Origin of the sequence: Streptomyces sp. C (assembly GCF_000158895.1) — a bacterium.
Lineage (GTDB): Bacteria > Actinomycetota > Actinomycetes > Streptomycetales > Streptomycetaceae > Streptomyces > Streptomyces racemochromogenes.
This window is the reverse complement of record NZ_GG657750.1, coordinates 5,675,487-5,701,922: the sequence shown is the minus strand read 5'-3', so window position 1 is coordinate 5,701,922 and position 26,436 is coordinate 5,675,487. Positions and strand designations below refer to the sequence as shown.

Genomic DNA, 26,436 nt, shown 5'->3' with positions numbered 1-26,436 from the left:
GCCGGCGCGGGCCGCTCGCGCAGCCGCTCCACGTCGGGAGGTGAGGCGGGCGGCCCGGCGCGCCGCCCAGTCGGGGGCGGCGGCGACGACGGCGCCGGAGGTGTCGTACAGCGCGGCCCAGCCGTGCACGTGGGCCGCCAGCTTCGCCAGCAGGTCGGCCGGGCCGTCGGCGGAGAGCGCGGCCCGGGTCAGCTCCCGCTGCGCCTCGAAGCCGGCGGTGACGGCCCGGTACTGGTCGGCGGCCAGGGCGGCGGAGACGGCCTTGCTGATGGCGAGGAACGGGGTCCGCCGGGGCACCTCCAGCAGCGGCAGGTCCTCCTCGCGGGCGGCCTCCAGCAGCGCTTCGGGGATGGCCTCGTAGTTGACCCCGACGGCGAAGCCGATGCCGACGACCCCGGCCGCGGCGAGCCGGCGTACGTAGCGGCGCATCTCCTCGCGGTCGTCCGCGTCCAGCTTCATCGCGGTGACGAGCAGCAGCTCGCCGCCCTCCATGTACGGGACGGGGTCGGCGAGCTCGCTGACGTGCGCCCACCGCACGGGGGTGTCGAGGCGGTCCTCCCCGGCCCGGACGGTGAGCTTCAGCGCCGAGTGCTGGACGAGCGAGGCGAGGGTGAGCGGCATCGGTTTCCAGACGGGGAGGGCGGGAGAGGGGGACCGGGACCGGCACGGGTTTTCGCCATGCCGTATGAACGACCCCTTTCGATTCTGCCACCCCGTACGGGTCCCCTCAGCCGGTTCCCGACAGCCGGAGCAGCAGCGGCGCGGCTCGTTCCCCCCGGACGGAGGTCAGCGACAGCACCGCGCAGCCGGGCGGCACGGCGTGCGCCAGCTCGGAGGCGGACCAGCGCTCGCGCTCGACCTGGCGCACGGTGACGGCGTCGGTGGTCACGGCCTTGCCGGTGACCAGCTTGCGGAAGGCGTGGATGGCCCGGGTGAGCGGCTGGTCGGCGAAGACCGTCCGGTGGGTGACGTCCCGGGTCTCGACCCACTCGGTGCCCCAGGCCTCGGCGAAGCGCTGCCCGTCCCAGGTGGTGACCCCGGAGAAGGCCATCCGGCAGCCGACCGCGCCCAGCAGCGGCGTGCGCAGGGGTTCCGGTACGTCGTCCAGGGTGCGCAGGGTCAGCAGTACGCCGGCGTTGGCCGACCGCAGCCGCTGCACGCCTCGGACGGTCTCCGGGGTCAGGGTGTGGGAGGCGTCGTCCAGGGCGAGGAAGGCGAACAGCGAGCGGTCGGCGCGGGCCGCGGCGGCCGCGTTGAACTGGGCGAGGAGCAGCCGGGCGAGCATCCGGGAGGCGTCGGCGTGCGCGCGCTCGGGGAGGTCGACGCGGACCCGGACGGGGTGTTCGAGGGCGCGCAGCGAGAAGGGGCGCCCGCGCCGCTCGGAGCCGCCGACGACGGCCCCGACGTCGAAGTAAGTCGCTGAACGCCGGCCAGTTCGAGCAGAGTCGGCGCGTCGGCGAGTGCCGAGCCCGGTGTCGCCGGGGGCTCCCTTTCTGGCGCAGGCGACGACGTCGAGCTCGCGGAGCATGGCCGTAGCCGGCCGGTGCACCCCCAGTGCCTGGCTGGAGCGCGGTGAGGGCGGAGGTCACCCCGTCGAGGAGCTCGCGCAGTTCGGGTACGGCGGGGAAGCGGCAGTAGGCCTCGCGGAAGGGGCCGATCAGATGGGCGAGGGTGGTCGCGGCGCGGCGTACGTCGATGCCGGGGACGTCTCCGACGAAGGCCTCGGCGAGGAGGCCGGCGGCCTCGTCGGGGTCGGCGGTGCCGCCGTAGAGGTCGAGGTCGTGGACGGAGGCGGGGTCTCCGACGCGCACGACGATGTCGTAGGCCTCGTCGGGGCCGAGCCGGGAGCCGGCCGCGCCGACGGCGACGACGGCGGCCTGCCCGGCCAGTGCCTGGAGCGCGAGCGACTCGACGACGGGCCGCACGAGGCGGGCGGTCTTGCCGGTGCCGGAGGGGCCGACGGCCAGCAGGGAGGTCCCGAGCACGCCGGGGTCGAGGGCGAGGCCGGTGCCGCGGCGGGCGTAGGGGTTGCGCTCGCCGTCCTCGACGGTGCCGAGGAGCACCTGCCGGGTGAGCAGGTCGTGCCGGGCGGCGCGGACCGGCAGGTCGCGGTCGCCGGAGGGGTGGGCGCAGGCACCGGCGCCCTTGTCCCTCACGGCGTCGTCGAAGGCCCGCAGCCGGGTCGGGTCGGCCCGCACGGACTCCCATGCCCGCCGGATCCGGGCGAAGTCCACGTCGTTCATCCCCCCACCCCCAGCCTCCCGCCCAAGCCGCTCGGCGGCCTCGACCAGTCCCGCCGCCCGCACCTCGGACCACTCGGCGGGGTCGGCGGGCGAGCCCGGCTCGACCGGGCTCGGTTCAGTCGGCCGGGAGCCCCGGGACACCGATGCGGCGCTGTCGGCGGGTCGGCGCAGTGCGGGCCACATGAAGGCCAGCACGATCAGTACGGTGATGACCATGTCAGCTCGGGCCATCATCGTGGTGTTGCCGTTCATGTCACCCGGGACCAGGGGGAGGAACGGATACACGACGAGCCTGAGCGGCAGCGACAGCTCCGCCACGAGCCAGAGCGTGATCAGGCAGGCGGCAGCAACTACCCCCGCCTGGACCATCCGGCCGCGCGCTACGATCACACGCCGCCACGCCGTCGCCCAGGCGCCGAGGCGCCCGAATCCGTAGATCAGGGCGGCGTCGAAGAGGAGCTCGTAGAGCGGCTGGGCCACCTCGCCGCCCGTCCCCTTCACGGGTTCGCCACCAAGCGGAGCCCACCAATCGTCCGGAGAGAAGAGCTTGAGCGGCAGGGTCCAGTACGGGATGTAGCCGTTGCGCATCAGCGACCAGACGAGCACGCAGGCCAGGGCCGAGATCGCGGCACCGCTGATCAGAGAGCGGTCCGAACCCTCCTCGGGCTCCTCCTCGGCACGCGGCACGTGCCCGAACCGCCACGTGCCCGGGTCGGCCGTCGGCCGCGGGGTGCGGAGCCAGTCCGTGAACGGGGTGCCGACCGTCGGCGCGTGCTGCGGCTTCGGCGGGGTGCCGAGGGGTGGGGGCGGGCCGGCCGGCCGGGGGACGTGGCCCCCGCGGGTCGACTGTCCGTCGTGCGTGCCCTCGGTGTTCATGAAACCCCTGCCCCCTGCCCGTTCCTACGCGCCGCGGCGCTCAATCTAGTGCCCGGCCAGGCGATCCGCGGGACACGCGCCGGTTCCTTCCTATGGCCGCCACGGACAAGGACACGCGGGCACCACTCCCGAACGGAGCATGCCTTACCCCCTCCCCCGGGCCTAGCCTGCGGACAAAGACACAAGTGCGTCCGAAAACACCCCCCAGGAGCCCTCCATGACCGCTGTCCCGCAGGAGCGCAAGCTCGTCACCGCGATCCCCGGCCCCAAGTCGCAGGAGCTGCAGGCCCGCCGTCTCGGCACGGTGGCCGGCGGCGTGGGCTCCGTGCTGCCCGTCTTCACGAAGCGGCTGGACGGCGGCATCCTGGAGGACGTCGACGGCAACCGCCTGATCGACTTCGGCTCCGGCATCGCCGTGACCTCGGTCGGCGGCTCCGCCGAGGCCGTCGTGCGCCGCGCCACCGCGCAGCTCGCCGACTTCACCCACACCTGCTTCATGGTCACGCCGTACGAGGGCTACGTCGAGGTCTGCGAGGCGCTGGCCGAGCTGACCCCGGGTGACCACGCCAAGAAGTCGGCCCTGTTCAACTCGGGCGCCGAGGCCGTCGAGAACGCCGTCAAGATCGCCCGTGCGTACACCAAGCGCCAGGCCGTCGTGGTCTTCGACCACGGCTACCACGGCCGCACGAACCTCACGATGGCGCTGACGGCGAAGAACATGCCGTACAAGCACGGCTTCGGCCCGTTCGCCCCCGAGGTCTACCGCGTCCCGGTCGCCTACGGCTACCGCTGGCCCACGGGTGCCGAGAACTGCGGCCCCGAGGCCGCCGCCCAGGCGATCGACCAGATCACCAAGCAGATCGGCGCCGAGAACGTCGCCGCGATCATCATCGAGCCGGTCCTCGGCGAGGGCGGCTTCATCGAGCCGGCCAAGGGCTTCCTGCCGGCGATCGTGAAGTTCGCCAACGACAACGGCATCGTCTTCGTGGCGGACGAGATCCAGTCCGGCTTCTGCCGCACCGGCCAGTGGTTCGCGTGTGAGGACGAGGGCATCGTCCCGGACCTGATCACCACCGCCAAGGGCATCGCCGGCGGTCTGCCGCTGGCCGCCGTGACGGGCCGCGCCGAGATCATGGACGCCCCGCACGCGGGCGGCCTGGGCGGCACCTACGGCGGCAACCCGGTGGCCTGCGCCGGCGCGCTGGGCTCCATCGAGACGATGAAGGAGCTCGACCTCAACGCCAAGGCGAAGAAGATCGAGTCCCTCATGAAGTCGCGCCTGTCCGCGATGCAGGAGAAGTACGAGATCATCGGCGACATCCGCGGCCGCGGCGCCATGATCGCCATCGAGCTGGTCAAGGACCCGGAGTCCAAGACCCCGAACCCGGAGGCGGCCGGCGCCCTGGCCAAGGCCTGCCACGCCGAGGGCGTCATCGTCCTCACCTGCGGCACCTACGGCAACGTGCTCCGCTTCCTCCCGCCGATCGTCATCGGCGAGGACCTGCTGAACGAGGGCCTGGACGTCATCGAGGCCGCGTTCGCGGGCATCTGACCGAACGTTCAGTTCGAAGGACTGGAACGCTTGCACGCGGCGCCCGCCCCATACCACCGGTAACCGTCGGGCGCTGTGAAGAAGCTGTGGGGGGCCGATGGCGGGAGCGCGTTCCCGCTGTCGGTCCCCCTTTCGCTGGCGTACGGTTTCTGCAGATGAGTGAGACAGACCGCTCCCGGGCCACCGGGGGCGATACCGGTACCGGGCTTCCCCAGCGCCGTACTGGTCATGCGTTCGCGCACACTCCTCTCAGATCGGACGGCCGTCCGCCCCAAACCCCCCGGGGCGCACGGCAACCCGATCCGGGCGGCCGCCCCGGAACCATCCCCCCTGTTCCGGGGCGGCCGGCCATCCTCCCGACGACCCTGTGCCTCGGCCTCTTCGCCCTGATCACCTGGCAGGTCCTGGTGTCGGGGCCGCTCCTGGTCCCGGACCACGCCCTCAGCCGCGCCGTGGTGCGCACCGTGCCCGACGCCGTCACCGAGCGCCTCGCGGACCTGGGCAACGTCCCGGTCGCCGTACCCGTCCTCGCGCTGGCCATGGCGTACGCCGCCTGGCGCGGGCGGCGCCTCGCGGCGCTCGCGGCCGGCCTGGCGATGGCCCTGGTGCCGGCGCTGATCGTGCCCCTGAAGGCGTGGACCGCCCGCCCCGGCCCGCTGGAGCCCTGGGCGGCCGGCTACTTCCCCTCGGGCCACACGGCGACGGCCCTGACCGCGTACGTGGGCGCGGCCCTGCTGCTCGCCCCGTACGTCCGCCGCCGCTGGCCGATGGCCGCCGCCCTGGTGCTGTCGGCGGCGACGGCCACGGGTCTGGTGCTGCGCGGCTTCCACTGGCCCCTCGACGTGCTGGCCAGCGTCCTGCTGTGCGTACCGCTGCTGCTGGGGGTCCGCCGGGTGGCGGGCGGACGTCAGCGGCCGTAGCGGGAGTCGAAGACCGACCCCCTGGTCAAGGCTTCGCGCGGGCCCCCCGCCCCTCCCCCGCCAGGGCCCTCGCCGCCGCCTCGTGCAGTGCGAGCTCCAGCAGCGCGGGGTCGGTGAGGGTGCCCCGGCCGTCCGGGAGTTCGAGCCAGCGGGGGCCGCCCGCGGCCCGGCCGGGGTACGGGACCGCGATCCAGCTCCCGCGGCCCGCTCCCCGTACGCCCGTGCCGATCCAGCGGGTAGCCGTGCCCGGGGGCACGAAGAAGCCCACCCGGGCGTCGCCGGAGTCCGCCAGCACCGGGCCGGGCGGGGCGGGCAGCAGGCGCAGTACGCCGTGGGCGGCCCGCCCCAGCTCCCCGGGCACGACCAGCACGTCCCAGTGCCGGCCGGCGGGCAGCAGGGCGACCCCGAGGGGGCTGCGCTCCCACTCCCACCGGCAGGCGTCCGGATCCGGCGCCGCCGCTGCCAGCCATTCCACTGCGGTCCTCGCTCCCGGGAGCGTCATCGCCCGGCCTCCGTTCGTCTCGTCGCGGTGAGGTCCTCACCGGGAGAGAGCGGGGCCGGGCGGGGCTATGACGCGGGTTGTGCTGCTCCATGGGGGTGAAGCGGGTCACGGGGCGGCCCTCGGGCGTGCGCCGGGGCGCACGGGCCTACGGCCGGACGGGCGTCAGCTGTCGAAGCCGAGTCCGAGGCGGTCCAGCGTCTTGAGCCACAGGTTGCGGTGGCCGCCCCGGGCGTCGGCGCGGGCCAGCGACCACTTGGTCAGGGCGATCCCGGTCCAGGCGAACGGCTCGGGCGGGAACGGCATGGGCTTGGACTTCACCATCTCCAGCCGGGTGCGCTCGGTGGACAGGCCGTCGAGCAGGTCCAGCATCACCTCGGCGCCGAACCGGGTGGCGCCCACGCCGAGCCCGGTGTACCCGGCGGCGTAGGCCACCCTGCCCCGGTGCGCGGTGCCGAAGAAGGCGGAGAAGCGGGAGCAGGTGTCGATGGCACCGCCCCAGGCGTGGCTGAAGCGCACCCCCTCCAGCTGCGGGAAGGCGGTGAAGAAGTGCTCGGCGAGTTTGAGGTAGGTCTCGGGGCGGTGGTCGTACTCGGAGTCGAGCTTGCCCCGGTAGGGGTAGATCGCGTCGTAGCCGCCCCACAGGATCCGGTTGTCCCTGGTGATCCGGAAGTAGTGGAACTGGTTGGCGCTGTCGCCGAGCCCCTGGCGGTTCTTCCAGCCGATCGAGGCGAGCTGCTCCTCGTCCAGCGGCTCCGTCATCAGCGCGTAGTCGTAGACGGGGACGGTGAAGGGCCGGATCCGGCGGACCAGCGACGGGAAGATGTTGGTGCCCAGGGCGACCCGGCGGGCGAGGATCGTCCCGTAGGGGGTCTCCACGGTCATCCCGGCGCCGGCCTGCGCCATCTTCAGGCCGCGCGTGTTCTCGTAGATCCGCACGCCCTGCTCCAGGCAGGCCCGCTTGAGGCCCCAGGCCAGCCTGGCGGGGTTGAGCATGGCGACGCCGTCGCGGTCCCACAGGCCCGCGAGGAAGGTCGGCGAGTCGACCTCCGCGCGCAGGGCCTCGCCCTCCAGCCACTCGGAGCCCTCGCCGAGGCCGAGCTTGACGGCCTCCTCGTGCAGTTCCCGCAGCTCCTCGACCTGGTGCGGCTCGGTGGCCACGTCGATCTCGCCGGTGCGCTCGAAGTCGCAGTCGATGCCGTAGCGGGCGACGGCCTCCTCGATGGCGTCGAGGTTGCGTGCGCCCAGTTCCTCCAGCTTGGCCAGCTCGCCCGGCCAGCGGGCGATGCCGTTGGCCAGGCCGTGGGTGAGGGAGGCCGCGCAGAATCCGCCGTTGCGGCCGGAGGCGGCCCAGCCCGCCTCCTTGCTCTCGATCAGTACGACGTCCCGGCCGGGGTCGCGCTCCTTGGCGATCAGCGCGGTCCACAGGCCGCTGTAGCCGCCGCCGACGACCAGCAGGTCGCAGCGCTCGTCGGAGGTGAGGGCGGGCTGTGGCGCCGGGCGGCCGGGGTCGTCCAGCCAGTACGAGACCGGCTTGGCCTCGGAAAGCGATTTCGCAACACTACGCATGGCGACTGGGGCCATGGCTTCCAACTCCCTACGGGGTTTCTACTTCGGTTGTGCCTTCTTGCGGCGGTTGCCGGCCCACTGGCCGGCGAGGACCACCAGCACCGCGATGGCGAACATCGCCGTGCCGATGACGTTGATCTGGACGGGCGTACCGCGCTGGGCCGATCCCCACACGAACATGGGGAAGGTGACGGTGTTGCCCGAGTTGAAGTTGGTGATGATGAAGTCGTCGAAGGAGAGCGCGAAGGACAGCAGCGCGCCCGCCGCGATGCCGGGGGCCGCGATCGGCAGGGTGACCCTGAGGAAGGTCTGCACCGGTCCGGCGTAGAGGTCGCGGGCGGCCTCCTCCAGGCGCGGGTCCATGGACAGGACGCGTGCCTTGACGGCGGCGACGACGAAGCTGAGGCAGAACATCACGTGGGCGATGAGGATCGTCCAGAAGCCCAGCTGGATGCCCATGTTGAGGAAGAGGGCGAGCAGCGAGGCCGCCATCACGATCTCGGGCATGGCCATCGGCAGGAAGATCAGCGAGTTCACCGCGCCGCGCGCGCGGAACCGGTACCGCACGAGCGCGAAGGCTATGGCGGTGCCGAGGACCGTGGCGCCGATGGTGGCCCACAGGGCGATCTGGAGGGACAGGGCGAGGGAGCCGCACATGTCGGCGACCCCGCAGGGGTCCTTCCAGGCGTCGAGGGAGAACTCCTGCCAGGCGTAGTTGAACCGCCCGGTGGGGTTGTTGAAGGAGAACACCGTCACGACGACGTTCGGCAGGATCATGTACGCGAGCGTGGCGAGGCCCGCGATGACCACGAGATTGCGGCGGAGCCAACGCATCAGACCAGGTCCTCCGTCCCCGCTCGGCGGATGTAGATGGTGACCATGATCAGCACGATGGCCATGAGGATGAAGGACAGCGCGGCCGCTGTCGGGTAGTCGAGGATCCGCAGGTACTGCGACTGGATGACGTTGCCGATCATCCGGGTGTCCGTGGAGCCGAGCAGTTCGGCGTTGACGTAGTCGCCGCTCGCCGGGATGAAGGTGAGGAGGGTCCCGGAGACCACGCCCGGCATCGAGAGCGGGAAGGTCACCTTGCGGAACACGGTGGCGGGGGTGGCGTAGAGGTCGCCGGCGGCCTCGTGGAGGCGGGTGTCGATGCGCTCCAGGGAGGTGTAGAGCGGCAGGATCATGAAGGGGAGGAAGTTGTACGTCAGGCCGCAGACCACCGCGAGCGGTGTGGCGAGGACGCGGTCCCCCTCGGTCATGCCGAGCCAGCTGGTGACGTCGAGGAAGCCGACGGCGTTGAGGGCGCCGACCACCGGGCCGCCGTCGGCCAGGATCGTCTTCCAGGCCAGCGTGCGGATGAGGAAGCTGGTGAAGAAGGGGGCGATGACGAGGACCAGCAGGAGGTTGCGCCAGCGGCCCGCCTTGAAGGCGATCAGGTAGGCCAGCGGGTAGCCGAGCAGCAGGCACAGCGCGGTCGCGGTGCCCGCGTACAGCAGGGAGCGCAGGAACTGCGGGAGGTACTCGGTCAGGGCGTCCCAGTAGGTCTGGAAGTGCCAGGTGACCTTGAAGCCCTCTTCGAGCGAGCCGGTCTGCACCGAGGTCGAGGCCTGGTAGATCATCGGAAGCACGAAGAAGACGAGCAGCCAGACGATGCCGGGGAGCAGCAGCCAGTACGGGACCAGGCGCTTCTTCATCGATGCGCGGTGTACCGGGGGCTCGGCGGGTGCGGGGGCCTCGGGGGGCGCGGCGGTGGCGGTCACGCGCTCTCCTCGACCGTCTCGATGCCGGCTTCGATGTCCTGAGCGGCGTCCAGGCCGAAGGTGTGTTCCGGGTTCCAGTGCAGGACCACGTCGGCGCCGGGGACGAGGCGGGCGTCGCGCTCGATGTTCTGGACGTACACCTCCAGTTCCGGGCAGACCCGGCTGTCGATGACGAACTGCGTGGAGACGCCGATGAAGGAGGAGTCGGCGATCTTGCCGGCGACCTTGTTGCGGCCGGCCGCGATGGTGTCCTCGTCGCCCGCCGGGACCAGGGAGATCTTCTCCGGGCGCACGCCGACGAGGAGCTTTCCGCCCGCGCGGGGCGTGGTCGAACATCGGGCGGTGGGCAGCCGCAGGGTCGTGCCGGACGCGGAGACGATCACGTCGGAGCCGGTGGACTCGACGGAGGCCTCGATGAGGTTCGAGGTGCCGAGGAAGTTGGCGACGAAGGTGGTGCGCGGGTTCTCGTACAGCTCGGCGGGGGCGCCCAGCTGCTCGACGCGGCCGCCGTTCATCACCGCGACCGTGTCGGCCATGGTCATGGCCTCCTCCTGGTCGTGCGTGACGTGCACGAAGGTGATGCCGACCTCGGTCTGGATCCGCTTGAGCTCCAGCTGCATCTGGCGGCGCAGCTTGAGGTCGAGGGCGCCGAGCGGCTCGTCGAGCAGCAGTACCTGGGGGTGGTTGATCAGGGCGCGGGCGACGGCCACGCGCTGCTGCTGGCCGCCGGAGAGCTGGTGGGGCTTCTTGCGGGTGTGCTCGCCGAGCTGCACCAGGTCGATCATCTCGTCGACCTGCTTCTTGACGGATTTGATGCCGCGCCGGCGCAGGCCGAAGGCGATGTTCTCGAAGATGTCCATGTGCGGGAACAGCGCGTAGCTCTGGAAGACGGTGTTCACCGGGCGCTTGTACGGCGGGAGGTGGGTGACCTCGCGGTCGCCGAGGCTGACCGTGCCGGTGGAGGGCTCCTCCAGGCCGGCGATCATGCGCAGGGTGGTGGTCTTCCCGCAGCCCGAGGCGCCGAGCAGGGCGAAGAAGGAGCCCTGGGGGATGGTGAGGTCCAGCGGGTGCACCGCGGTGAAGGAGCCGTAGTGCTTGCTGATCCCGGCGAGGCGGACGTCGCCGCTCGCGGTCTTGTCGGTCATGGGCCTGGGCCTTCGGTGGTGTGTCGTGGAAGGGGACGGGGCGCGGGGGGTGCCGGCGGGTGCGGTCCGGTCAGGCGCCGATGAGCTTGGCGAACTTCTCCTCGTACGCCGTCTCTTCCTCGCTGGTGAGGGAGCGGAAGGCGTGGGCCTTGGCGGCCATCTCCTTGTCCGGGACGATCAGCGGGTTGTCCGCGAGTGCCGGGTCGATCTTGGCGAGTTCTTCCTTCACGCCTTCGACGGGGCAGACGTAGCTGATGAACGCGGCGAGCTGGGCCGCGACCTCGGGCTCGTAGTAGTAGTCGATGAGCTTCTCGGCGTTGGCCTTGTGCCGGGCCTTGACGGGCACGATCAGGTTGTCGCTGGAGGTGATGTATCCGGCGGCCGGGATCGCGTACTGGATGTCCGGGTTGCCGGCCTGCAGCTGGATGACGTCGCCCGCCCAGGCGAGGCAGGCCGCCAGGTCGCCCTTGTCGAGGTCGGCGGTGTAGTCGTTGCCGGTGAAGCGGCGGATCTGCTTGGTGTCCACGCCCTTCTGGAGCCGGCCGATCGCCGCGTCGTAGTCCGCGGTGGTGAAGTTCGCCGGGTTCTTGCCCTGGTCGAGGAGGGTCATCCCGACGGAGTCGCGCATCTCGGTGAGGAAGCCGACGCGGCCCTTGAGGGAGGGGTCGTCGAGGAGCTGCGTGACGGAGTCGACCTTCTTGCCGCCGGTGGCCTTGGAGTTGTAGGCGATGACGGTGTCGATGCCGGTCCACGGGTAGCTGTGGGCGCGTCCCGGGTCCCAGTCGGGGTTGCGGAACTGCGGGATCAGGTTGGCGTAGGCGTGCGGGAGGTGGGAGGGGTCGAGCTTCTGCGCCCAGCCGAGGCGGATGATGCGGGCGGCGAGCCAGTCGGTGACGACGATCAGGTCGCGGCCGGTGTCCTGGCCGGCGGCGAGCTGCGGGCGGATCTTGCCGAAGAACTCGACGTTGTCGTTGATGTCCTCGGTGTACTTGACCTGGATCCCGGTGCGCTTGGTGAACTCCTCCAGCGTGGGACGGGTCTTCTCGTCGTCGCTGGTGTCCATGTACTCGGTCCAGTTGGAGAAGTTGATCTCCTTCTCCTGGTCCGAGTGGTCGTCGGAGGGCACGGCCCCGCCCTCGCGCTTGGCGGGCGGGATGCCGCAGGCGGTGAGGGCGGAGAGGCCGCCCAGGGTGAGCGCCCCGACGCCGGAGGCGCGCAGCAGCGAGCGGCGGGTGAGGGCGCCGCGCCCGCTGGTGAGGCTGCGCCGCATCGCTGCGGTCTGCGCCGCCGAGAGGCGGTCGGGCTCGAACTGCTCCATGCGCGTTGCCCTTTCGGGAGGGTTGGCCGCTGGTCAGGCGGCGTAGCCACGCGGCGGTAGCCGCATATCGGTGCTTATCGGTCCCCGAAGATCGTGCGGTGCCAGTCCTTCGCGGCCACCGCAGTATTGTCGAACATCACATGCTTGACCTGCGTGTACTCCTCGAACGAGTAGGCGCTCATGTCCTTCCCGAAGCCGCTCGCCTTGTATCCGCCGTGCGGCATCTCACTGATGATCGGGATGTGGTCGTTGACCCAGACGCAGCCCGCCTTGAGCTCGCGGGTGGCGCGGTTCGCCCGGTAGAGGTCGCGGGTCCAGGCGGAGGCCGCGAGCCCGTACGGGGTGTCGTTGGCCAGGGCCAGGCCCTCGTCGTCGGAGTCGAAGGGCAGCACGACCAGGACCGGGCCGAAGATCTCGGACTGGACGACCTCGCTGTCCTGCGCGGCGCCGGAGATCAGGGTGGGCCGGTAGTAGGCGCCCTCGGCGAGGTCCCCACCGGGGATCTCGCCGCCGGTCACGACGGTGGCGTACGAGCGGGCGCGCTCGACGAACGCGGCGACCCGGTCGCGCTGGGCGTGCGAGACGAGCGGGCCGAGGTCGGTGGCGGGCGCGAAGGGGTCGCCCAGGCGGACGGTCTCCATCAGCTCCGCGACCCGGGCGGTGAACGCGTCGTGCAGCGGGCGCTGCACGTAGGCGCGGGTGGCGGCGGTGCAGTCCTGGCCGGTGTTGATGAGCGAGGCGGCGACCGCGCCGTGGGCGGCGGCCTCGACGTCGGCGTCGTCGAAGACGACGAAGGGCGCCTTGCCGCCGAGTTCCAGGTGGAGCCGCTTGACGGTGGCGGTCGCGATCTCGGCGACCCGCTTGCCGACGGCGGTGGAGCCGGTGAAGGAGGTCATGACCACGTCGGGGTGGCCGACCAGGTGCTCGCCGGCGTCCCGTCCGGCACCCGTGACGATGTTGACCACGCCGTCGGGGATGCCCGCCTCCTTGGCCGCCTGGGCGAACATCAGGGAGGTCAGCGGGGTGAGCTCGGCGGGCTTGAGGACGATCGTGTTGCCCGCGGCGATGGCCGGGAGGATCTTCCAGGCGGCCATCTGGAGGGGGTAGTTCCAGGGCGCGATGGAGCCGACGACCCCGATGGCCTCGCGGCGTACGTAGGAGGTGTGGTCCCCCGAGTACTCGCCGGCCGCCTGGCCCTGGAGGTGGCGGGCCGCGCCGGCGAAGAACGCGGTGTTGTCGATGGTCCCCGGCACGTCGAACTCGGTCGACAGCTTGAGGGGCTTGCCGCACTGGAGGGACTCGGCGTACGCGAAGTCCGCGGCCTGCTCGGCGAGTACGGCGGCCAGCCGGTGCAGGGCGTCCGAGCGCTCGCCCGGAGTGGCGGCCGACCACGCGGGGAAGGCCCGCTTGGCGGCGGCCACGGCCTCGTCCACGTCCGCCGTTCCGGCCAGCTCGTAGGTGAGCACCTCCTCGCCGGTGGCGGGGTCGACGACGGTGTGCGACCGCCCCGAGGTGCCGGACCGGAGCCGGCCGTCGATGTACTGCGCGCCGTCTGCGAAGCGGTCCTTGACCTGGAAGCGGTTACCCATCGCTCTCACGCTCTCCGTAGCTACAGCTCGAATTGAGTGCCGATCCTGGCAGAGGCGTTCTCCCCCGCCAAGGGATTCCGTTGTTGCCTTTTGATTACGCGACGGAATCGGTCGACCATATGTCGAGGCATCCCCGAAATCCCGTACGAAGTGTCAGTGGTGACTGCAAGACTCGCGTGCATGGAGATGATCGACAAGTTGATCGGGCAGGTCAGCCGTGGTGAGCGGGTGAAGTACCTGCCCTTCTGGGGACACCGTCCGCAGCCCGACGGAAGGCTCGGACCGAGCTGTCTCAGCCAGTGGTGGCCCTCCCCCTTCACTGTGGGTGACGTCCGGTACGCCACCGCGGAGCACTGGATGATGGCCGGGAAGGCGCGCCTGTTCGGGGACGCCGAGGCCGAGCGCGCCGCACTGGAGGCCGGGAGCCCGGCGGCGGCCAAGAAGGCCGGGCGGCTGGTGCGCCGGTTCGACGAGGAGGTCTGGCGGCGGGAGCGGTTCGCGCTGGTCGTCGAGGGCAGCGTGCACAAGTTCGGCTCCGACCCGGCGCTGCGCTCCTACCTGCTGGGCACGGGGTCGCGGGTGCTGGTCGAGGCGAGCCCCGTGGACCGGATCTGGGGCATCGGGCTGGCCGCCGACGACGAGCGGGCGCTGCGGCCGGACCAGTGGCGCGGCCTGAACCTGCTGGGCTTCGCCCTGATGGAGGCCCGGGAGCGGCTGCGCGAGGAGGCCGGGTGACGGAACGGCGCCGGGTGGCGGCCGTCATCGTGCGCTACGGCAGTGTCCTGATGGTGCGCGAGCGGCACCGGGGGCCGTCCGGGCGCCACGACGGGGCCGAGTACTGGACCCTGCCCGGCGGCGGCGTGGAGCCCGGGGAAGGCCTGGAGGCCGCGGTCAGGCGGGAGGTGGCCGAGGAGACGGGGCTGCGCCCCCTGGAGGTGCGGTACGCGTACGAGGCGCCGTACCCCTCCGGGTGGACCACCTGCTTCCGGGTGGCGGTCGCGCCCGGCGAGCCGGTGCTGGGGGTCGACGGGGACCTGGACTGCCCGTGTCCCCGCATGGTGGGGCTGACCTGGGTCCCGGCCCCCCGCGCCGACCCGGACGGGCCCTGGATGGTCCCCACCCTCCTGTCGGCCGCCCCGCTCTGATGCGGACGTCGAGGAGGGCGGCGGGTCGACGGTCGCTCAGGTTTGCTCGCGCGGGCCGTCGACCTGGGACACGGAGGACGGGGAGTCCGAGCCGCCGTCCGGGTCGTCGAAGTCGGGACCGACGAAGATGAGCAGGGTCATGCCTATGCCCAGCACCAGGCCGACCGCGCCGAGGATGATGCCGGACAGGGCCACACCGCCGTTGGTCGCCTCGCCCCGGGCGGCCTTGCCCCTGCCCAGCGCTCCGAAGACGACCGCGGCGATGCCGAGGGCGATGGCCCCGAACATGGTGGCGCAGGCGAACACCGACAGGATGCCGAGCACGAGGGCGGTGACCCCGAAGCCGTTGCTCGCGGGCGGAGCCGCGTACGGGTACGGATACCCCGGCTGGCCGGGGTATCCGGGGTAGCCCGGGGGGTAGCCCGGCTGGCCCGCGTAGCCGGGCTGGCCCGGGTACCCGGGGTAGCCGGCCTGGCCGGGATACCCGGGCTGCCCCGGGGCCGCCGGCGGGCCGGGGTAGGCGTACGCGCCGGGAGCCGGCTGCGCCGGGTACCCGTACGCGGACCCGGGGGCCGGGGGCTGCGGGTACGCAGCGGCGGCCGGCGGGGCCGGCTGCGGCGGCGGGTACCCGGACGGCGCGGGCGCGGGGGGCACGCCGGGCATGCCCACCACCGTCGGCTGCTCGTGCACCGGCGGAACCGGCGGGGCCGGCTGCGCGCCCTGCGGCTTCGCCCGGTCGGGCGCCGGCCGCTCGGGCGGCGCCCACGGGTCCCGCGGTTCAGGGCTGTGGTCGGTCATGCGGCGCCCCCCTTCTCTCGTACGGCCATGCTAAGCGCTGCCACCGACACGGCCGGGGCCTGCCTACGATGAGGCCGACCCGCCCGCACCCGTGTCCTCCCGGAGGCCCCCATGCCCGACCTGCACCCCTTCATCGCGGGGCTGCCCAAGGCCGAACTGCACGTCCACCACGTCGGCTCGGCGTCCCCCCGCATCGTGGCCGAACTCGCCTCCCGCCACCCCGACTCGAAGGTCCCCACCGACCCCGACGCGCTGGCCGACTACTTCACCTTCACCGACTTCGCCCACTTCATCGAGGTCTACCTGTCGGTCGTCGACCTGGTCCGCACCCCGGACGACGTGCGCACCCTCACCTTCGAAGTCGCCCGCGACATGGCCCGGCAGAACATCCGCTACGCCGAACTGACCATCACCCCCTACTCCTCCACCCGCCGCGGCATCGACGAGACCGCCTTCATGGAGGCCATCGAGGACGCCCGCAAGGACGCCGAGACCGAGCTGGGCGTCATCCTGCGCTGGTGCTTCGACATCCCCGGCGAGGCCGGCCCCGAAGCCGCGTCCGAGACGGCCCGCCTCGCCGTCGACCTGCGCCCCGAGGGCCTGGTCTCCTTCGGGCTCGGCGGCCCCGAGATCGGCGTCCCGCGCCCGCAGTTCAAGCCGTACTTCGACCGGGCCCGCGCCGCAGGCCTGCACAGCGTGCCGCACGCAGGGGAGAGCACCGGCCCGGAGACCATCTGGGACGCCATCCGCGAGCTGGGCGCCGAGCGCATCGGCCACGGCACCAGCTCCACCCAGGACCCGGAACTGCTGAAGTACCTCGCGGAGCACCGGATCGCGCTGGAGGTCTGCCCGACCTCCAACATCGCCACCCGCGTGGTGACCGACCTCGACCGGCACCCCGTCAAGGAGATGGTCGCGGCGGGCGTGCTCGTCACCATCAACAGCGACGACCCGCCGATGTTCGGCACCGACCTCAACAACGAGTACGCGGTGGCCGCCCGGCTCCTCGACCTCGACGAGCGGGGCCTCGCGCAGCTCGCCAAGAACGCCGTCGAGGCCTCCTTCCTGGACGAGGCCGGCAAGGCGAAGCTCATGGCCGAGATCGACGCGTACACCGCCGAATGGCTCGCCCGCTGACTCCCCTTGATCGCCGGCGCCCCCGAGAATGGGGGCATGAGCGATCTGACTGCCGTCGGCCACCGCGGCGATCCCTACCGGTTCCGTGAGAACACCCTCGCCTCCGTCCGCTCCGCCTTCGCGCGCGGAGCGGACGCGGTGGAGATCGACGTACGGCTGACCCGGGACGGGGTGCCGGTCCTGCTCCACGACGAGACGCTGGAGCGGCTGTGGGGGTACGACGTACGGCTCGACGCCGTCACCGCCCCCCAGTTGAAGGAGCTGACGGACGGCCGGGTGCCGAGCCTGCGCGAGGCGCTGATGGAGGCCGGGGCCGGCCGGCTGATGATCGACCTGCCGGGTGCCTCCTACGAGGCCGTGAAGACCGTCGTCGACCTGGTGCGCGAGTGCGGGGCGCGCGACCGCGCGTACTACTGCGCCGGGCCGAACACCATGCTCGCGGTCCGCGCCGCCGACCCGGGCGCGGAGATCTCGCTGACCTGGACCACCCTGTCGCCGCCGCGCCGGGTGCTGATCGACGCGGTCAGGCCGCGCTGGCTCAACTACCGCTTCGGGCTGGTCGGCCGGGAGCTGACGGACGCCCTGCACCGGGACGGGCTGCTGGTGTCGGCCTGGACGCCGGACACCAAGCGGTCGATGCGCGCCGTCGTCCGGGCCGGGGTGGACTCGGTCACCACCAACAGACTGGACGCGCTGGCCGCCGTGAGGGCCGGTCTCGGCCGGTGACGCGCGGACCGGCCGAACGCCTGCGTGCGCTGGTCCCGCGGGCCGATCCGCGCTGGCGGGACGTGGGGCTGACGCTGCTGGTGCAGGTGGCGACGACCATCCCCTTCGTGGTGCCCCGCGACCCGGCGTACCCGCCGGCCACCTGGACGGCGTACCTGGTGACGACGCTGGGCAACGCGCCGCTGGTGTGGCGGCGCCGGGCGTCCGTGACGGCGCTGCTCGGGGTGGTCGCGGCCGGTTCGGCCTACCAGCTGGCCCTGGACGGTCCCGGGCAGCCGCTGCCGTACGCCGCGCTGATCTGCGTCTACTCGATCGCGCTCCTGGGGGCGTCGCGGGTGCGGCTGTCCGTCGGTACGGCCCTGGCCGTGCTGGTCCCCGTGTCCGTGGCGCTCAACAGCGGTACGGCCAGGGAGCTGTTGTTCGCGCTGTTCGTCTTCGGGGCGGCGTTCGCCCTCGGCCGGCTTCAGGCCACGCGGCAGGCGTACACGGCGGCGGTGGAGGACCGGGCGGAGCAGCTGGAGCGGGCGAACCGGATCGAGGCGGAGCAGGCGGCGGCGCGTGAACGGGCGCGCATCGCGCGGGAGATGCACGACATCCTCTCGCACGCCGTCAGCATCATGATCGTGCAGGCGGAGGCCGGTCCGGTGGCGGTGCGCCGGGCGCCTGAGCGTGCGGAGGCGGCCTTCGAGGCGATCGCCGAGACGGGCCGGGACGCGATGGCGCAGCTGCGGACGATGCTGGGGGTGCTGCGTGCGGAGGAGGCCGCGGCGCCGCGTGCCCCGCAGCCGGGGATCGGGGCGCTGCCGGCGCTGGTGGACCGGGTGCGGGCGAGCGGGCTCGCGGTGTCGTACGAGCGGACGGGCCAAGTGCGCGTGCTGCCGACGGCGCTGGAGGCGACGGTGCACCGAGTGGTGCAGGAGGCGCTGACCAACGTGGTGAAGCACGCGGGGGCCTCGACGGTGGACGTGCGCCTGGAGTACGGGTCCCGGGAGCTCGCGGTCCGGGTCACGGACGACGGGCGCGGACCTGGGCGGGGGCCGGCCGGCGGCGCTCCGGGCGGTCACGGGCTGATCGGGATCCGGGAGCGGGCGGCGGCGCACGGCGGGACGGCGTGGAGCGGGCCGGGTGCGGACGGGCGCGGGTTCACGGTGCTTGTAACCTCGCCGCTGGAGGTGGGGAATTGACGATCCGTGTGGTGGTGGCCGACGACCAGGAGCTCGTGCGCAGCGGCTTCGCGATGATCCTGGACGTGCAGGAGGACATCGAGGTGGTGGCGGAGGTAGGGGACGGGGCGGCGGCCGTCGCGGCGGTCGAGCGGCTGTCCCCGGACGTGGCGCTGCTGGACGTCCGGATGCCGGTGCTGGACGGGATCGAGGCCTGCCGGGTGATCTCGGCGCGGAGCGCGTGCCGGACGGTGATGCTGACGACCTTCGACTCGGACGAGTACGTCTACGAGGCGCTGCACGCGGGGGCGAGCGGGTTCCTGCTGAAGGACGTGCGGCGGGACGACCTGGTGCACGCGGTGCGGGTGGTGGCGGCGGGCGAGTCCCTGCTGGCGCCTTCGGTGGCGCGGCGGTTGATCGAGGAGTACACGGCGGTGACGGCCCGGCCTGCCGCGCCGGACCCCCTGGCAGCGGAGCGGCTGGGGGTGCTGACGGCCCGGGAGCGGGAGACGCTGCTGCACCTGGGGCGGGGGCTGTCGAACGCGGAGATCGCGGCGGCGCTGGTGGTGAGCGAGCACACGGTGAAGTCGCACGTGGGGAACGTGCTGTCGAAGCTGGGGCTGCGGGACCGGATCCAGGCGGTGATCTGCGCGTACGAGACGGGCCTGATCGCGGCGGGCTCGGCGGTGGCGGGGGCGGTGGCGGGCTCGGCGGGTCCCTCCGGGGTATCTCCCTCTGGAGAGTGAGGGGCGGCGGGCCGCCTCCCCCGCGCCGGTGAGTTGTCGTACCGCTGAAGACCCCTCTTGTTGGTGATCCGCAACCACCCCTGTGACCTGGAGCATTGAGGTCATCGGGGGGCAGCTGGCCCACCGGGTCGCACACGGGGGAACCGTCATGAAGGCACGTACGCGCACGCTCATCGCCGCCGCTCTGGTCCTGGGGGTGGCCGCCGGTCCGGTGGCGGCCGCCGAGGCCGCTCCGGCGCCGGCGCCCGTCTCGGCGGGGGTCCCCGCACCCGTCTTCACCACTGCGCCGAACGCGGCGGCGCTGGCGAAGGCGATCGCGGGTGTCGGGGCGGGGACCAAGGACGCGACCGCCGCGCTGGTCCGGGTGGGCGGTACGAGCGGCGCCTGGCGCGGCAGCGCGGGTGTCGCGGACGTCCGCAGCGGGCGCGCGGCGGTGGAGGAGGCCCGCTTCCGGGCCGGTTCGGTGACGAAGGCCTTCACGGCGGCGGTGGTGCTCCAGCTGGCGGCGGAGGGGAAGGTGGACCTGGACCGGCCGGTGCAGGACTACCTGCCGGGGCTGCTGCCCGGCTTCGAGCCGGTGAAGGTGCGGCAGCTGCTGAACTACACGAGCGGCCTGCGGTCCGCCGACGGCCCCGGGGACACGTTCGCGGACGAGTACGCCCACCGCTTCGACCTGGTCGACCCGCACGCGCTGATCGCCGACGCGGTCGCGAAGGGGCCGGAGTTCAGGCCGGGCGAGAAGCAGCGGTACAGCAACATCCACTACACCGTGCTGGGCGTGCTGATCGAGAAGGTGACGGGGACGGCGTACGAGAAGGCCGTCGGGGACCGGGTGATCAGGCCGCTGGGCCTGCGCCACACCTCGTTCCCGGCCCGTACCCAGAACCGCATACCGGGCCCGTACAACCACGGCTACCAGGCGGTGGCGGGGGCCGACGGGAGCCGTTCGCTGGTGGACGTGTCGGAGTGGAACTCCTCGTCCAACTGGGCTGCGGGGGACCTGATATCGACGACGGCGGACCTGGAGCGCTTCACGGTGGCGCTGTTCGGCGGCAAGGTCGTCCCGGAGGCGCAGCTGGAGGAGATGTTCACGGTGCCCGACGTCGTGGACGCCGCGAGCGATACCGGCGCGCACGCGGTGCAGACGGCCGGCCTGAAGGAGTTCGTGCTGCCGGACGGCACGAAGCTGTACGGCAAGACGGGCTCGCGGCACGGTTACAGCACGGTCATCGGCGGTACCCGGGACCTGTCCCGCACCCTGGTCTATTCGGTGAACTCCACCGACGCCAAGGGACGGGACATGAACCCGGTGGCCTACGGCATCATCGGCGCGGCCTTCGCCAAGTAGCCGGCACCCTCAGCCGCTTCGAGCGCCTCCAGCCGCTTGATCAGGCGGCGCAGTGCAATCAGGGGGAGGATGCCGAAGACCCCGAAGGAGATGTCGATGAGCGACCACCAGCCGGGGATCCCGCGCACCGGCGCACTGAGCAGGGCGAGGGGGACGACGCCGACGCAGGCGACCATGCCGGCCTCGACGATCCAGACGTTGCGGACCGGGTCGCGGTGGACCCCGTAGAAGAAGACGGCGATCACGAGGTGGGCGAAGGCGAGCCAGTCGGTGCCGTAGAGGAGGAAGGGGTATTCGGAGTCGGCCCGGTCCAGTCCGTCGCCTACGCGGTGCAGCCAGTCGTTGGAGACCAGCTCGTTGGCCCAGTGGAGTTCGGTGACCAGGGGGAAGGCGGTGAGCCCGCTGAGGACGAGGCAGACCAGGAACAGCACAAGCCAGGCACGGATACGCCGCTGGAGGGCGCTTCTCTCGCTCATGGAAAGGAGCCTACACATGGGAACTGAACACGTTCAGCCAATTTCCTGAACATGTTCAGTTCGGCCGCGAGACCATGATCACAGTCCGACGATGGCGTTCCAGCGCTTGGCGAGGGCCGGGCGTTCGGCGGAGGAGATGTCCCGGGCCACGGCGAGGCGGCGGCGCATGGCGTCGTCGGGGAAGATCAGCGGGTTCTCGGCCAGTTGGGCGGTCTCCCGGTCCGGCGAGGCGGCCAGTACCTCGCGGGCGGCGGGCACCGGGCAGACGTAGTTGACCGCGGCCGCGAGCTCGGCGGCCACCGCCGGGTCGTAGTAGTGGTCGACGAGGGCCTCCGCATTGGCCTTGTGCCGCGCGAGGTTGGGGACGAGCAGGCTCTCGGCCCACAGTTCGCCGCCCTCCTCGGGAACCACGAACTCGATGTCCGGGTTGTCGGCCCGGAGCTGGATGGCGTCACCCGAGTAGGCCTGGCAGGCGAGGACGTCGCCCTTGCCGAGATCGGAGGTGTAGTCGTTGCCGGTGAAGCGGCGGATGTGCTTCTTGCGGACCAGGTCCTCGACCTGGTCGCACATCCGGTGGAAGTCGGATTCGGTCCAGCGGGTGACGTCGGTTCCGTTGCCCTGCATCAGCAGGGAGAAGGACTCGTCCAGGCCCGAGAAGAGGGTCACCTTGCCCGCCAGGTCCGGGTGCCAGAGGTCCTTGACGGACTTGATCTCCCGGCCCAGGGCCCTGCGGTTGTAGGCGATGCCGGTGATCCCCGACTGCCAGGGGACGGTGTGCAGCCGCCCCTCGTCGAAGGCGGGCGACCGCAGCTGCGGGTCGAGGTGCTCGGCGACGTTGGACTGCGCCGAGCGGTCCATCTTCTGCGCCCAGCCCAGGTGGACGAAGCGGGCGGCCATCCAGTCGCTGACGACGACCAGGTCGTGGCCGGTCGCCTGGTGGTTCATCAGGGCCGGGCTGACCTTGCCGAAGAACTCGTCGTTGTCGTTGATCTCCTCGGTGTAGCGGACCTGGATGCCGGTCTTGCGGGTGAAGGCCTCCAGGGTCGGACGGCTCTCCTCGTCCTCGTCGTCGGTGTCGATGTAGAGGGGCCAGTTGGAGAAGGCGAGAGCGCGGTCGCGGTCCGAAAGGTCCGGGGCCTGCCGCCGGTCCTCCGGGACGTACGCGGCGGGCACGCCGCAGCCGGTGAGGGCGGCGAGCAGGCCCGCGGCACCGAGGCCGCGCAGCGCCGCGCGACGGGAGAGGAGTTCAGGCATGGCCAAAGCCTCGGACAACGCGAAGGGGCGGGCAATAGACAAGATGTCTACTGCCCGCCCCGTCAGGGCCCTTCGGTGATCAGTGCGCCACCGCCCGGGCGGCGGCCGCGGATCAGGCGTCGAGCGAGGTCATCACGTGCTTGATGCGGGTGTAGTCCTCGAAGCCGTAGGCGGAGAGGTCCTTGCCGTAGCCGGACTTCTTGAAGCCGCCGTGCGGCATCTCGGCGACGAGCGGGATGTGGGTGTTGATCCACACGCAGCCGAAGTCGAGGTTCTTGGACATGCGCATCGCGCGGGCGTGGTCCTTGGTCCACACGGAGGACGCGAGGGCGAACTCGACGCCGTTCGCGAACTCCAGGGCCTGGGCCTCGTCGGTGAAGGACTGGACGGTGATGACGGGGCCGAAGACCTCGTTCTGGATGATCTCGTCGTCCTGCTTCAGGCCGGAGACGACGGTCGGGGCGTAGAAGTAGCCCTTCTCGCCGACCCGGTGGCCGCCTGCCTCGACCTTGGCGTGGGCGGGGAGGCGGTCGACGAAGCCGGCGACCTGCGCCAGCTGGTTCGGGTTGTTCAGCGGGCCGTAGAGCACGTCCTCGTCGTCCGGCTGACCGGTCTTGGTCTCCGCGGCGGCCTTGGCCAGCGCGGCCACGAACTCGTCGTGGATCGACTCGTGCACGAGCACGCGGGTGGCGGCGGTGCAGTCCTGGCCGGCGTTGAAGTAGCCGGCGACCGCGATGTCCTCGACGGCCTTGGCCAGGTCGGCGTCCTCGAAGACCACGACGGGGGCCTTGCCGCCGAGCTCCAGGTGGACGCGCTTGACGTCCTTGGAGGCGCTCTCGGCGACCTGCATGCCGGCGCGCACCGAGCCGGTGATGGAGGCCATCGCCGGGGTGGAGTGCTCGACCATGGCCTTGCCGGTCTCGCGGTCGCCGCAGACGACGTTGAAGACGCCCTTGGGCAGGATCGAGTCGATGATCTCGGCCATCAGGACGGTCGAGGCCGGGGTGGTGTCCGAGGGCTTGAGGACGACGGTGTTGCCCGCGGCGATCGCCGGGGCGAACTTCCACACGGCCATCATCATCGGGTAGTTCCACGGCGCCACCTGGGCGCAGACGCCGACCGGCTCGCGGCGGATGATCGAGGTCATCCCGTCCATGTACTCACCGGCCGAGCGGCCCTCCAGCAGGCGCGCGGCGCCCGCGAAGAAGCGGATCTGGTCCACCATCGGCGGGAGCTCCTCGCTGGCCGTCAGGCCCAGCGGCTTGCCGGTGTTCTCCGACTCGGCGGCGACGAGCTCCTCGGCGCGCGCCTCGAAGGCGTCCGCGATCTTCAGCAGGGCCTTCTGGCGCTCCGAGGGCGTGGTGTCGCGCCAGCCCGGGAAGGCCGCCGCGGCGGCGGCCATGGCGGCGTCGACGTCGGCCTGGCCCGAGAGCGGGGCGGTGGCGTACACCTCGCCGGTCGCGGGGTTGACCACGTCGGTGGTCCGCCCGTCGGCGGCGTCCTTGAACTCCCCGCCGATGTAGTTGCGCAGACGACGCAGTTCGGTGGTCACTACAGCCACTCTCCTGATCACATGTCCAATGATTGAGACGACCTGCCAAGCCTAGCCCCTCCGGTGACGCTTTCGACAGAGCCAGACCCGACCAACTACGAAATCCGTGAAATCGGAGACCGTCCGCAACGGATTTCATCGATTACGGGTTGCGGAACAGACGACTCCTCGTGCACAGTGAGGTCGTGGTCAGTCGAAGCGCAGATTCCAGGAACAGACAACCGTCCCCTTCGGTCGATGCTGTGTCCCTGGCGATCATCGAGCAACTGCAAGAGGACGGTCGCCGTCCGTATGCATCGATCGGCAAGGCCGTGGGCCTGTCCGAAGCGGCGGTGCGCCAGCGCGTACAGAAGCTGCTCGACCAGGGCGTCATGCAGATCGTCGCCGTCACCGACCCGCTCACCGTGGGCCTGCGGCGCCAGGCGATGGTCGGCATCAACGTCGAGGGAGACCTCGACCCGGTGGCCGACGCTCTGACCGCCATGGCCGAGTGCGAATACGTCGTGATGACCGCGGGGTCGTTCGACCTGATGGTGGAGATCGTCTGCGAGGACGACGACCACCTGCTCGAAACGATCAACAAGAAGATCCGCACGCTCCCCGGCGTGCGATCAACCGAAAGCTTCGTTTATCTGAAGCTGAAGAAGCAGACCTACATGTGGGGAACTCGATAGCCCGTGAGCCAGGACCTCTCCAAAACCGCGTACGACCACCTGTGGATGCACTTCACCCGCATGTCGTCGTACGAGAACGCGCCCGTCCCCACCATCGTGCGGGGTGAGGGCACCTACATCTTCGACGACAAGGGCAAGCGCTACCTGGACGGTCTCGCCGGACTGTTCGTGGTCAACGCCGGTCACGGCCGCAAGGAGCTGGCCGAGGTCGCGTACAAGCAGGCCCAGGAGCTCGCGTTCTTCCCCGTGTGGTCGTACGCGCACCCCAAGGCCGTCGAGCTCGCCGAGCGCCTCGCCGACTACGCCCCCGGCGACCTGAACAAGGTCTTCTTCACCACCGGTGGCGGCGAGGCCGTCGAGACCGCCTGGAAGCTCGCCAAGCAGTACTTCAAGCTTCAGGGCAAGCACACCAAGTACAAGGTCATCTCGCGTGCGGTGGCCTACCACGGCACCCCGCAGGGCGCGCTGTCCATCACCGGCCTGCCGGCGCTGAAGGCCCCCTTCGAGCCGCTGGTCCCGGGCGCGCACAAGGTGCCCAACACCAACATCTACCGCGCCCCGATCCACGGCGACGACCCCGAGGCCTTCGGCCGCTGGGCCGCCGACCAGATCGAGCAGCAGATCCTCTTCGAGGGCCCCGACACCGTCGCGGCCGTCTTCCTGGAGCCCGTGCAGAACGCCGGCGGCTGCTTCCCGCCCCCGCCCGGGTACTTCCAGCGGGTCCGCGAGATCTGCGACACCTACGACGTGCTGCTCGTCTCCGACGAGACCATCTGCGCGTTCGGCCGCCTCGGCACGATGTTCGCCTGTGACAAGTTCGGCTACGTGCCGGACATGATCACCTGCGCCAAGGGCATGACCTCGGGCTACTCCCCGATCGGTGCCTGCATCGTCTCGGACCGCATCGCGGAGCCCTTCTACAAGGGCGACAACACCTTCCTGCACGGCTACACCTTCGGCGGACACCCGGTGTCCTCCGCCGTGGCCATCGCCAACCTCGACATCTTCGACAAGGAAGGCCTGAACCAGCACGTGCTGGACCAGGAGGGCAACTTCTTCAACACCCTGAAGAAGCTGCACGACCTTCCGATCGTCGGCGACGTCCGCGGCAACGGCTTCTTCTACGGCATCGAGCTCGTCAAGGACAAGGTCACCAAGGAGTCCTTCACGGACGAGGAGACCGAGCGCGTGCTCTACGGCTTCCTCTCCAAGGCGCTCTTCGACAACGGCCTCTACTGCCGCGCCGACGACCGTGGGGACCCGGTCATCCAGCTGGCCCCGCCGCTGATCGCCGACCAGGGCACCTTCGACGAGATCGAAGGCATCCTGCGCTCGGTGCTCACCGAGGCGTGGACCAAGCTGTAACCGGTCCGGGGACGCAGTAGCCCGAACACACGGCCCGGATCCTCCGTTCGAGTAGAACGCGGGGGTCCGGGCCGTGTGCTGTCAGCTTTCACGACGTTCATCTCCTTACATCTCCTTGCGGTGCCAGTGACCGAAAGGGCTCCGCTTCGTTCCCCCGGACGGAGGTGTACGTCATGGTGGCTCCCCCGGACAAGGCCCGGCCCGACCAGGCCCCACCGCAGGACGACCTGCTCTGGGCCCGGTCCCTGCACTACTCCCACAGCGGTAGCCCCGGCCTGATCGGGGTCTCCGCCGGAGTCCGCCAGGGTGAGATCCTCGCCGTGACCGGCCCCCGCGGCTGCGGGAAGAGCACCCTGCTGCGCTGTCTGGCCGGGCAGCTGCTGCCCGAACAGGGCGAGGTCTGGTTCAACAGCGTCCCCGTCCACACCCTGGGAACCGCCGCCCGCGAACGCCTGCGCCGCGACCGGTTCGCCTGGATCGGCCCCGATCCGCAGCTGCTGCCCGAGCTCAAGGTCTGGGAGAACACCGCCCTGCCCCTGCTCATCGGCGGCGCCCCGCACCGTGCCGCCCGCCGGGCC

Annotated in this window: 25 protein-coding genes; 12 read left to right on the top strand and 13 right to left on the bottom strand. The window is 71.5% G+C overall.

Annotation, left to right across the window (positions count from 1 at the left end; translation table 11 throughout):
- Both SSNG_RS25940 and SSNG_RS45370 read right to left on the bottom strand, forming a co-directional pair.
- Positions 1-621, bottom strand: a 621-nt coding sequence (locus SSNG_RS25940) for a PucR family transcriptional regulator ligand-binding domain-containing protein (RefSeq protein WP_007266881.1), incomplete at its 3' end; no start/stop codon positions are given.
- A 106-nt stretch (positions 622-727) separates the two neighbouring features.
- The gene (locus SSNG_RS45370) at positions 728-1,528 is read right to left on the bottom strand and encodes a hypothetical protein (RefSeq protein WP_050779730.1); all 801 of its coding nucleotides are present in this window, start codon (positions 1,526-1,528) and stop codon (positions 728-730) included.
- A gap of 1,808 nt (positions 1,529-3,336) precedes the next feature.
- Between SSNG_RS45370 and gabT the strand changes: the two genes are divergently transcribed.
- Together gabT and SSNG_RS25925 are read left to right on the top strand one after the other, a co-directional pair.
- Entirely contained in the window at positions 3,337-4,671 is a 1,335-nt protein-coding gene (gabT, locus tag SSNG_RS25930) for a 4-aminobutyrate--2-oxoglutarate transaminase (RefSeq protein ID WP_007266879.1), read from the top strand.
- A gap of 407 nt (positions 4,672-5,078) precedes the next feature.
- On the top strand, positions 5,079-5,591 hold the full coding sequence (locus tag SSNG_RS25925; protein ID WP_241695118.1) for a phosphatase PAP2 family protein: 513 nt from the start codon (positions 5,079-5,081) through the stop codon (positions 5,589-5,591).
- 25 nt (positions 5,592-5,616) lie between these two features.
- On the opposite strand, the gene SSNG_RS25920 is transcribed toward SSNG_RS25925, so the two are convergent.
- The 7 genes from SSNG_RS25920 to SSNG_RS25890 form a co-directional block, all read right to left on the bottom strand.
- Positions 5,617-6,093, bottom strand: a complete 477-nt coding sequence (locus SSNG_RS25920) for a hypothetical protein (protein ID WP_007266877.1) — start codon at positions 6,091-6,093, stop codon at positions 5,617-5,619.
- A gap of 162 nt (positions 6,094-6,255) precedes the next feature.
- Positions 6,256-7,674, bottom strand: a complete 1,419-nt coding sequence (locus SSNG_RS25915; RefSeq protein ID WP_042801923.1) for an FAD-dependent oxidoreductase — start codon at positions 7,672-7,674, stop codon at positions 6,256-6,258.
- Between the two features lie 24 nt (positions 7,675-7,698).
- Entirely contained in the window at positions 7,699-8,493 is a 795-nt protein-coding gene (locus SSNG_RS25910) for an ABC transporter permease (RefSeq protein WP_007266875.1), read from the bottom strand.
- Positions 8,493-9,422 carry an ABC transporter permease gene (locus SSNG_RS25905; RefSeq protein WP_007266874.1) on the bottom strand — a complete coding sequence of 310 codons (930 nt, stop codon included), beginning with the start codon at positions 9,420-9,422 and terminating at the stop codon, positions 8,493-8,495. The genes SSNG_RS25910 and SSNG_RS25905 overlap by 1 nt, the downstream gene beginning before the upstream one ends.
- On the bottom strand, positions 9,419-10,567 hold the full coding sequence (locus SSNG_RS25900; protein ID WP_007266873.1) for an ABC transporter ATP-binding protein: 1,149 nt from the start codon (positions 10,565-10,567) through the stop codon (positions 9,419-9,421). Before SSNG_RS25900 ends, SSNG_RS25905 begins: the two co-directional genes overlap by 4 nt.
- A gap of 70 nt (positions 10,568-10,637) precedes the next feature.
- Complete coding sequence (locus SSNG_RS25895; RefSeq protein ID WP_007266872.1) at positions 10,638-11,885, bottom strand: spermidine/putrescine ABC transporter substrate-binding protein; 1,248 nt, start codon at positions 11,883-11,885, stop codon at positions 10,638-10,640.
- Positions 11,886-11,959: 74 nt separating this feature from the next.
- The gene (locus tag SSNG_RS25890) at positions 11,960-13,474 is read right to left on the bottom strand and encodes a gamma-aminobutyraldehyde dehydrogenase (protein WP_042801920.1); all 1,515 of its coding nucleotides are present in this window, start codon (positions 13,472-13,474) and stop codon (positions 11,960-11,962) included.
- A 180-nt stretch (positions 13,475-13,654) separates the two neighbouring features.
- Between SSNG_RS25890 and SSNG_RS25885 the strand changes: the two genes are divergently transcribed.
- Both SSNG_RS25885 and SSNG_RS25880 read left to right on the top strand, forming a co-directional pair.
- Positions 13,655-14,209 (top strand): NADAR family protein, encoded by a 555-nt coding sequence (locus SSNG_RS25885; RefSeq protein ID WP_042801918.1) that lies wholly within the window; start codon positions 13,655-13,657, stop codon positions 14,207-14,209.
- Positions 14,206-14,619, top strand: a complete 414-nt coding sequence (locus tag SSNG_RS25880) for an NUDIX domain-containing protein (protein WP_042801916.1) — start codon at positions 14,206-14,208, stop codon at positions 14,617-14,619. The genes SSNG_RS25885 and SSNG_RS25880 overlap by 4 nt, the downstream gene beginning before the upstream one ends.
- 36 nt (positions 14,620-14,655) lie before the next feature.
- Here SSNG_RS25880 and SSNG_RS44940 read toward each other — a convergent pair whose 3' ends face one another.
- Positions 14,656-15,417, bottom strand: coding sequence for a DUF4190 domain-containing protein (locus SSNG_RS44940; RefSeq protein WP_007266868.1), 762 nt, complete (start codon positions 15,415-15,417; stop codon positions 14,656-14,658).
- A gap of 111 nt (positions 15,418-15,528) precedes the next feature.
- Here SSNG_RS44940 and SSNG_RS25870 point away from each other — a divergent pair, with 111 nt between their 5' ends.
- The 5 genes from SSNG_RS25870 (at position 15,529) to SSNG_RS25850 (ending at position 20,537) form a co-directional block, all read left to right on the top strand.
- Positions 15,529-16,554, top strand: coding sequence for an adenosine deaminase (locus SSNG_RS25870; protein ID WP_007266867.1), 1,026 nt, complete (start codon positions 15,529-15,531; stop codon positions 16,552-16,554).
- Positions 16,555-16,590: 36 nt separating this feature from the next.
- Positions 16,591-17,280 (top strand): glycerophosphodiester phosphodiesterase, encoded by a 690-nt coding sequence (locus SSNG_RS25865; protein ID WP_042801913.1) that lies wholly within the window; start codon positions 16,591-16,593, stop codon positions 17,278-17,280.
- The gene (locus tag SSNG_RS25860; RefSeq protein ID WP_007266865.1) at positions 17,277-18,464 is read left to right on the top strand and encodes a histidine kinase; all 1,188 of its coding nucleotides are present in this window, start codon (positions 17,277-17,279) and stop codon (positions 18,462-18,464) included. The genes SSNG_RS25865 and SSNG_RS25860 overlap by 4 nt, the downstream gene beginning before the upstream one ends.
- Positions 18,461-19,189, top strand: coding sequence for a response regulator transcription factor (locus tag SSNG_RS25855; RefSeq protein ID WP_007266864.1), 729 nt, complete (start codon positions 18,461-18,463; stop codon positions 19,187-19,189). Before SSNG_RS25860 ends, SSNG_RS25855 begins: the two co-directional genes overlap by 4 nt.
- Before the next feature lie 148 nt (positions 19,190-19,337).
- The gene (locus tag SSNG_RS25850; protein WP_042804116.1) at positions 19,338-20,537 is read left to right on the top strand and encodes a serine hydrolase domain-containing protein; all 1,200 of its coding nucleotides are present in this window, start codon (positions 19,338-19,340) and stop codon (positions 20,535-20,537) included.
- On the opposite strand, the gene SSNG_RS25845 is transcribed toward SSNG_RS25850, so the two are convergent.
- The 3 genes from SSNG_RS25845 to SSNG_RS25835 all read right to left on the bottom strand — a co-directional run bounded on the left by SSNG_RS25845 (position 20,504) and on the right by SSNG_RS25835 (position 23,819).
- Complete coding sequence (locus SSNG_RS25845) at positions 20,504-21,013, bottom strand: hypothetical protein (protein ID WP_042801911.1); 510 nt, start codon at positions 21,011-21,013, stop codon at positions 20,504-20,506. The two genes, SSNG_RS25850 and SSNG_RS25845, sit on opposite strands and share 34 nt — an antisense overlap.
- Before the next feature lie 78 nt (positions 21,014-21,091).
- On the bottom strand, positions 21,092-22,267 hold the full coding sequence (locus SSNG_RS25840; protein ID WP_042801910.1) for a spermidine/putrescine ABC transporter substrate-binding protein: 1,176 nt from the start codon (positions 22,265-22,267) through the stop codon (positions 21,092-21,094).
- 112 nt (positions 22,268-22,379) lie between these two features.
- A complete protein-coding gene (locus tag SSNG_RS25835; protein ID WP_007266860.1) occupies positions 22,380-23,819 on the bottom strand; it encodes a gamma-aminobutyraldehyde dehydrogenase in 1,440 nt (479 codons plus the stop codon).
- Between the two features lie 170 nt (positions 23,820-23,989).
- On the opposite strand from SSNG_RS25835, the gene SSNG_RS25830 reads away from it, so the two are divergent.
- The 3 genes from SSNG_RS25830 to SSNG_RS25820 all read left to right on the top strand — a co-directional run.
- Positions 23,990-24,493 carry an Lrp/AsnC family transcriptional regulator gene (locus SSNG_RS25830; RefSeq protein ID WP_007266859.1) on the top strand — a complete coding sequence of 168 codons (504 nt, stop codon included), beginning with the start codon at positions 23,990-23,992 and terminating at the stop codon, positions 24,491-24,493.
- A gap of 3 nt (positions 24,494-24,496) precedes the next feature.
- Positions 24,497-25,858 carry an aspartate aminotransferase family protein gene (locus SSNG_RS25825; protein ID WP_007266858.1) on the top strand — a complete coding sequence of 454 codons (1,362 nt, stop codon included), beginning with the start codon at positions 24,497-24,499 and terminating at the stop codon, positions 25,856-25,858.
- Between the two features lie 173 nt (positions 25,859-26,031).
- Positions 26,032-26,436 (top strand): ATP-binding cassette domain-containing protein (locus SSNG_RS25820; protein WP_007266857.1); only part of this gene is annotated, 405 nt, incomplete at its 3' end.

What these genes read in the sequence shown, in the direction of transcription:
- SSNG_RS25885 (WP_042801918.1), top strand. Translation starts at nt 13,655, where the DNA reads ATGGAGATGATCGACAAGTTGATCGGGCAGGTCAGCCGTGGTGAGCGG.
- SSNG_RS25840 (WP_042801910.1), bottom strand. Translation starts at nt 22,267, where the DNA reads ATGCCTGAACTCCTCTCCCGTCGCGCGGCGCTGCGCGGCCTCGGTGCC.
- gabT (WP_007266879.1), top strand. Translation starts at nt 3,337, where the DNA reads ATGACCGCTGTCCCGCAGGAGCGCAAGCTCGTCACCGCGATCCCCGGC.
- SSNG_RS25910 (WP_007266875.1), bottom strand. Translation starts at nt 8,493, where the DNA reads ATGCGTTGGCTCCGCCGCAATCTCGTGGTCATCGCGGGCCTCGCCACG.
- SSNG_RS45370 (WP_050779730.1), bottom strand. Translation starts at nt 1,528, where the DNA reads ATGCTCCGCGAGCTCGACGTCGTCGCCTGCGCCAGAAAGGGAGCCCCC.
- SSNG_RS25915 (WP_042801923.1), bottom strand. Translation starts at nt 7,674, where the DNA reads ATGGCCCCAGTCGCCATGCGTAGTGTTGCGAAATCGCTTTCCGAGGCC.
- SSNG_RS25850 (WP_042804116.1), top strand. Translation starts at nt 19,338, where the DNA reads ATGAAGGCACGTACGCGCACGCTCATCGCCGCCGCTCTGGTCCTGGGG.
- SSNG_RS25870 (WP_007266867.1), top strand. Translation starts at nt 15,529, where the DNA reads ATGCCCGACCTGCACCCCTTCATCGCGGGGCTGCCCAAGGCCGAACTG.
- SSNG_RS25895 (WP_007266872.1), bottom strand. Translation starts at nt 11,885, where the DNA reads ATGGAGCAGTTCGAGCCCGACCGCCTCTCGGCGGCGCAGACCGCAGCG.
- SSNG_RS25890 (WP_042801920.1), bottom strand. Translation starts at nt 13,474, where the DNA reads ATGGGTAACCGCTTCCAGGTCAAGGACCGCTTCGCAGACGGCGCGCAG.
- SSNG_RS25845 (WP_042801911.1), bottom strand. Translation starts at nt 21,013, where the DNA reads ATGAGCGAGAGAAGCGCCCTCCAGCGGCGTATCCGTGCCTGGCTTGTG.
- SSNG_RS25865 (WP_042801913.1), top strand. Translation starts at nt 16,591, where the DNA reads ATGAGCGATCTGACTGCCGTCGGCCACCGCGGCGATCCCTACCGGTTC.
- SSNG_RS25920 (WP_007266877.1), bottom strand. Translation starts at nt 6,093, where the DNA reads ATGACGCTCCCGGGAGCGAGGACCGCAGTGGAATGGCTGGCAGCGGCG.
- SSNG_RS44940 (WP_007266868.1), bottom strand. Translation starts at nt 15,417, where the DNA reads ATGACCGACCACAGCCCTGAACCGCGGGACCCGTGGGCGCCGCCCGAG.
- SSNG_RS25900 (WP_007266873.1), bottom strand. Translation starts at nt 10,567, where the DNA reads ATGACCGACAAGACCGCGAGCGGCGACGTCCGCCTCGCCGGGATCAGC.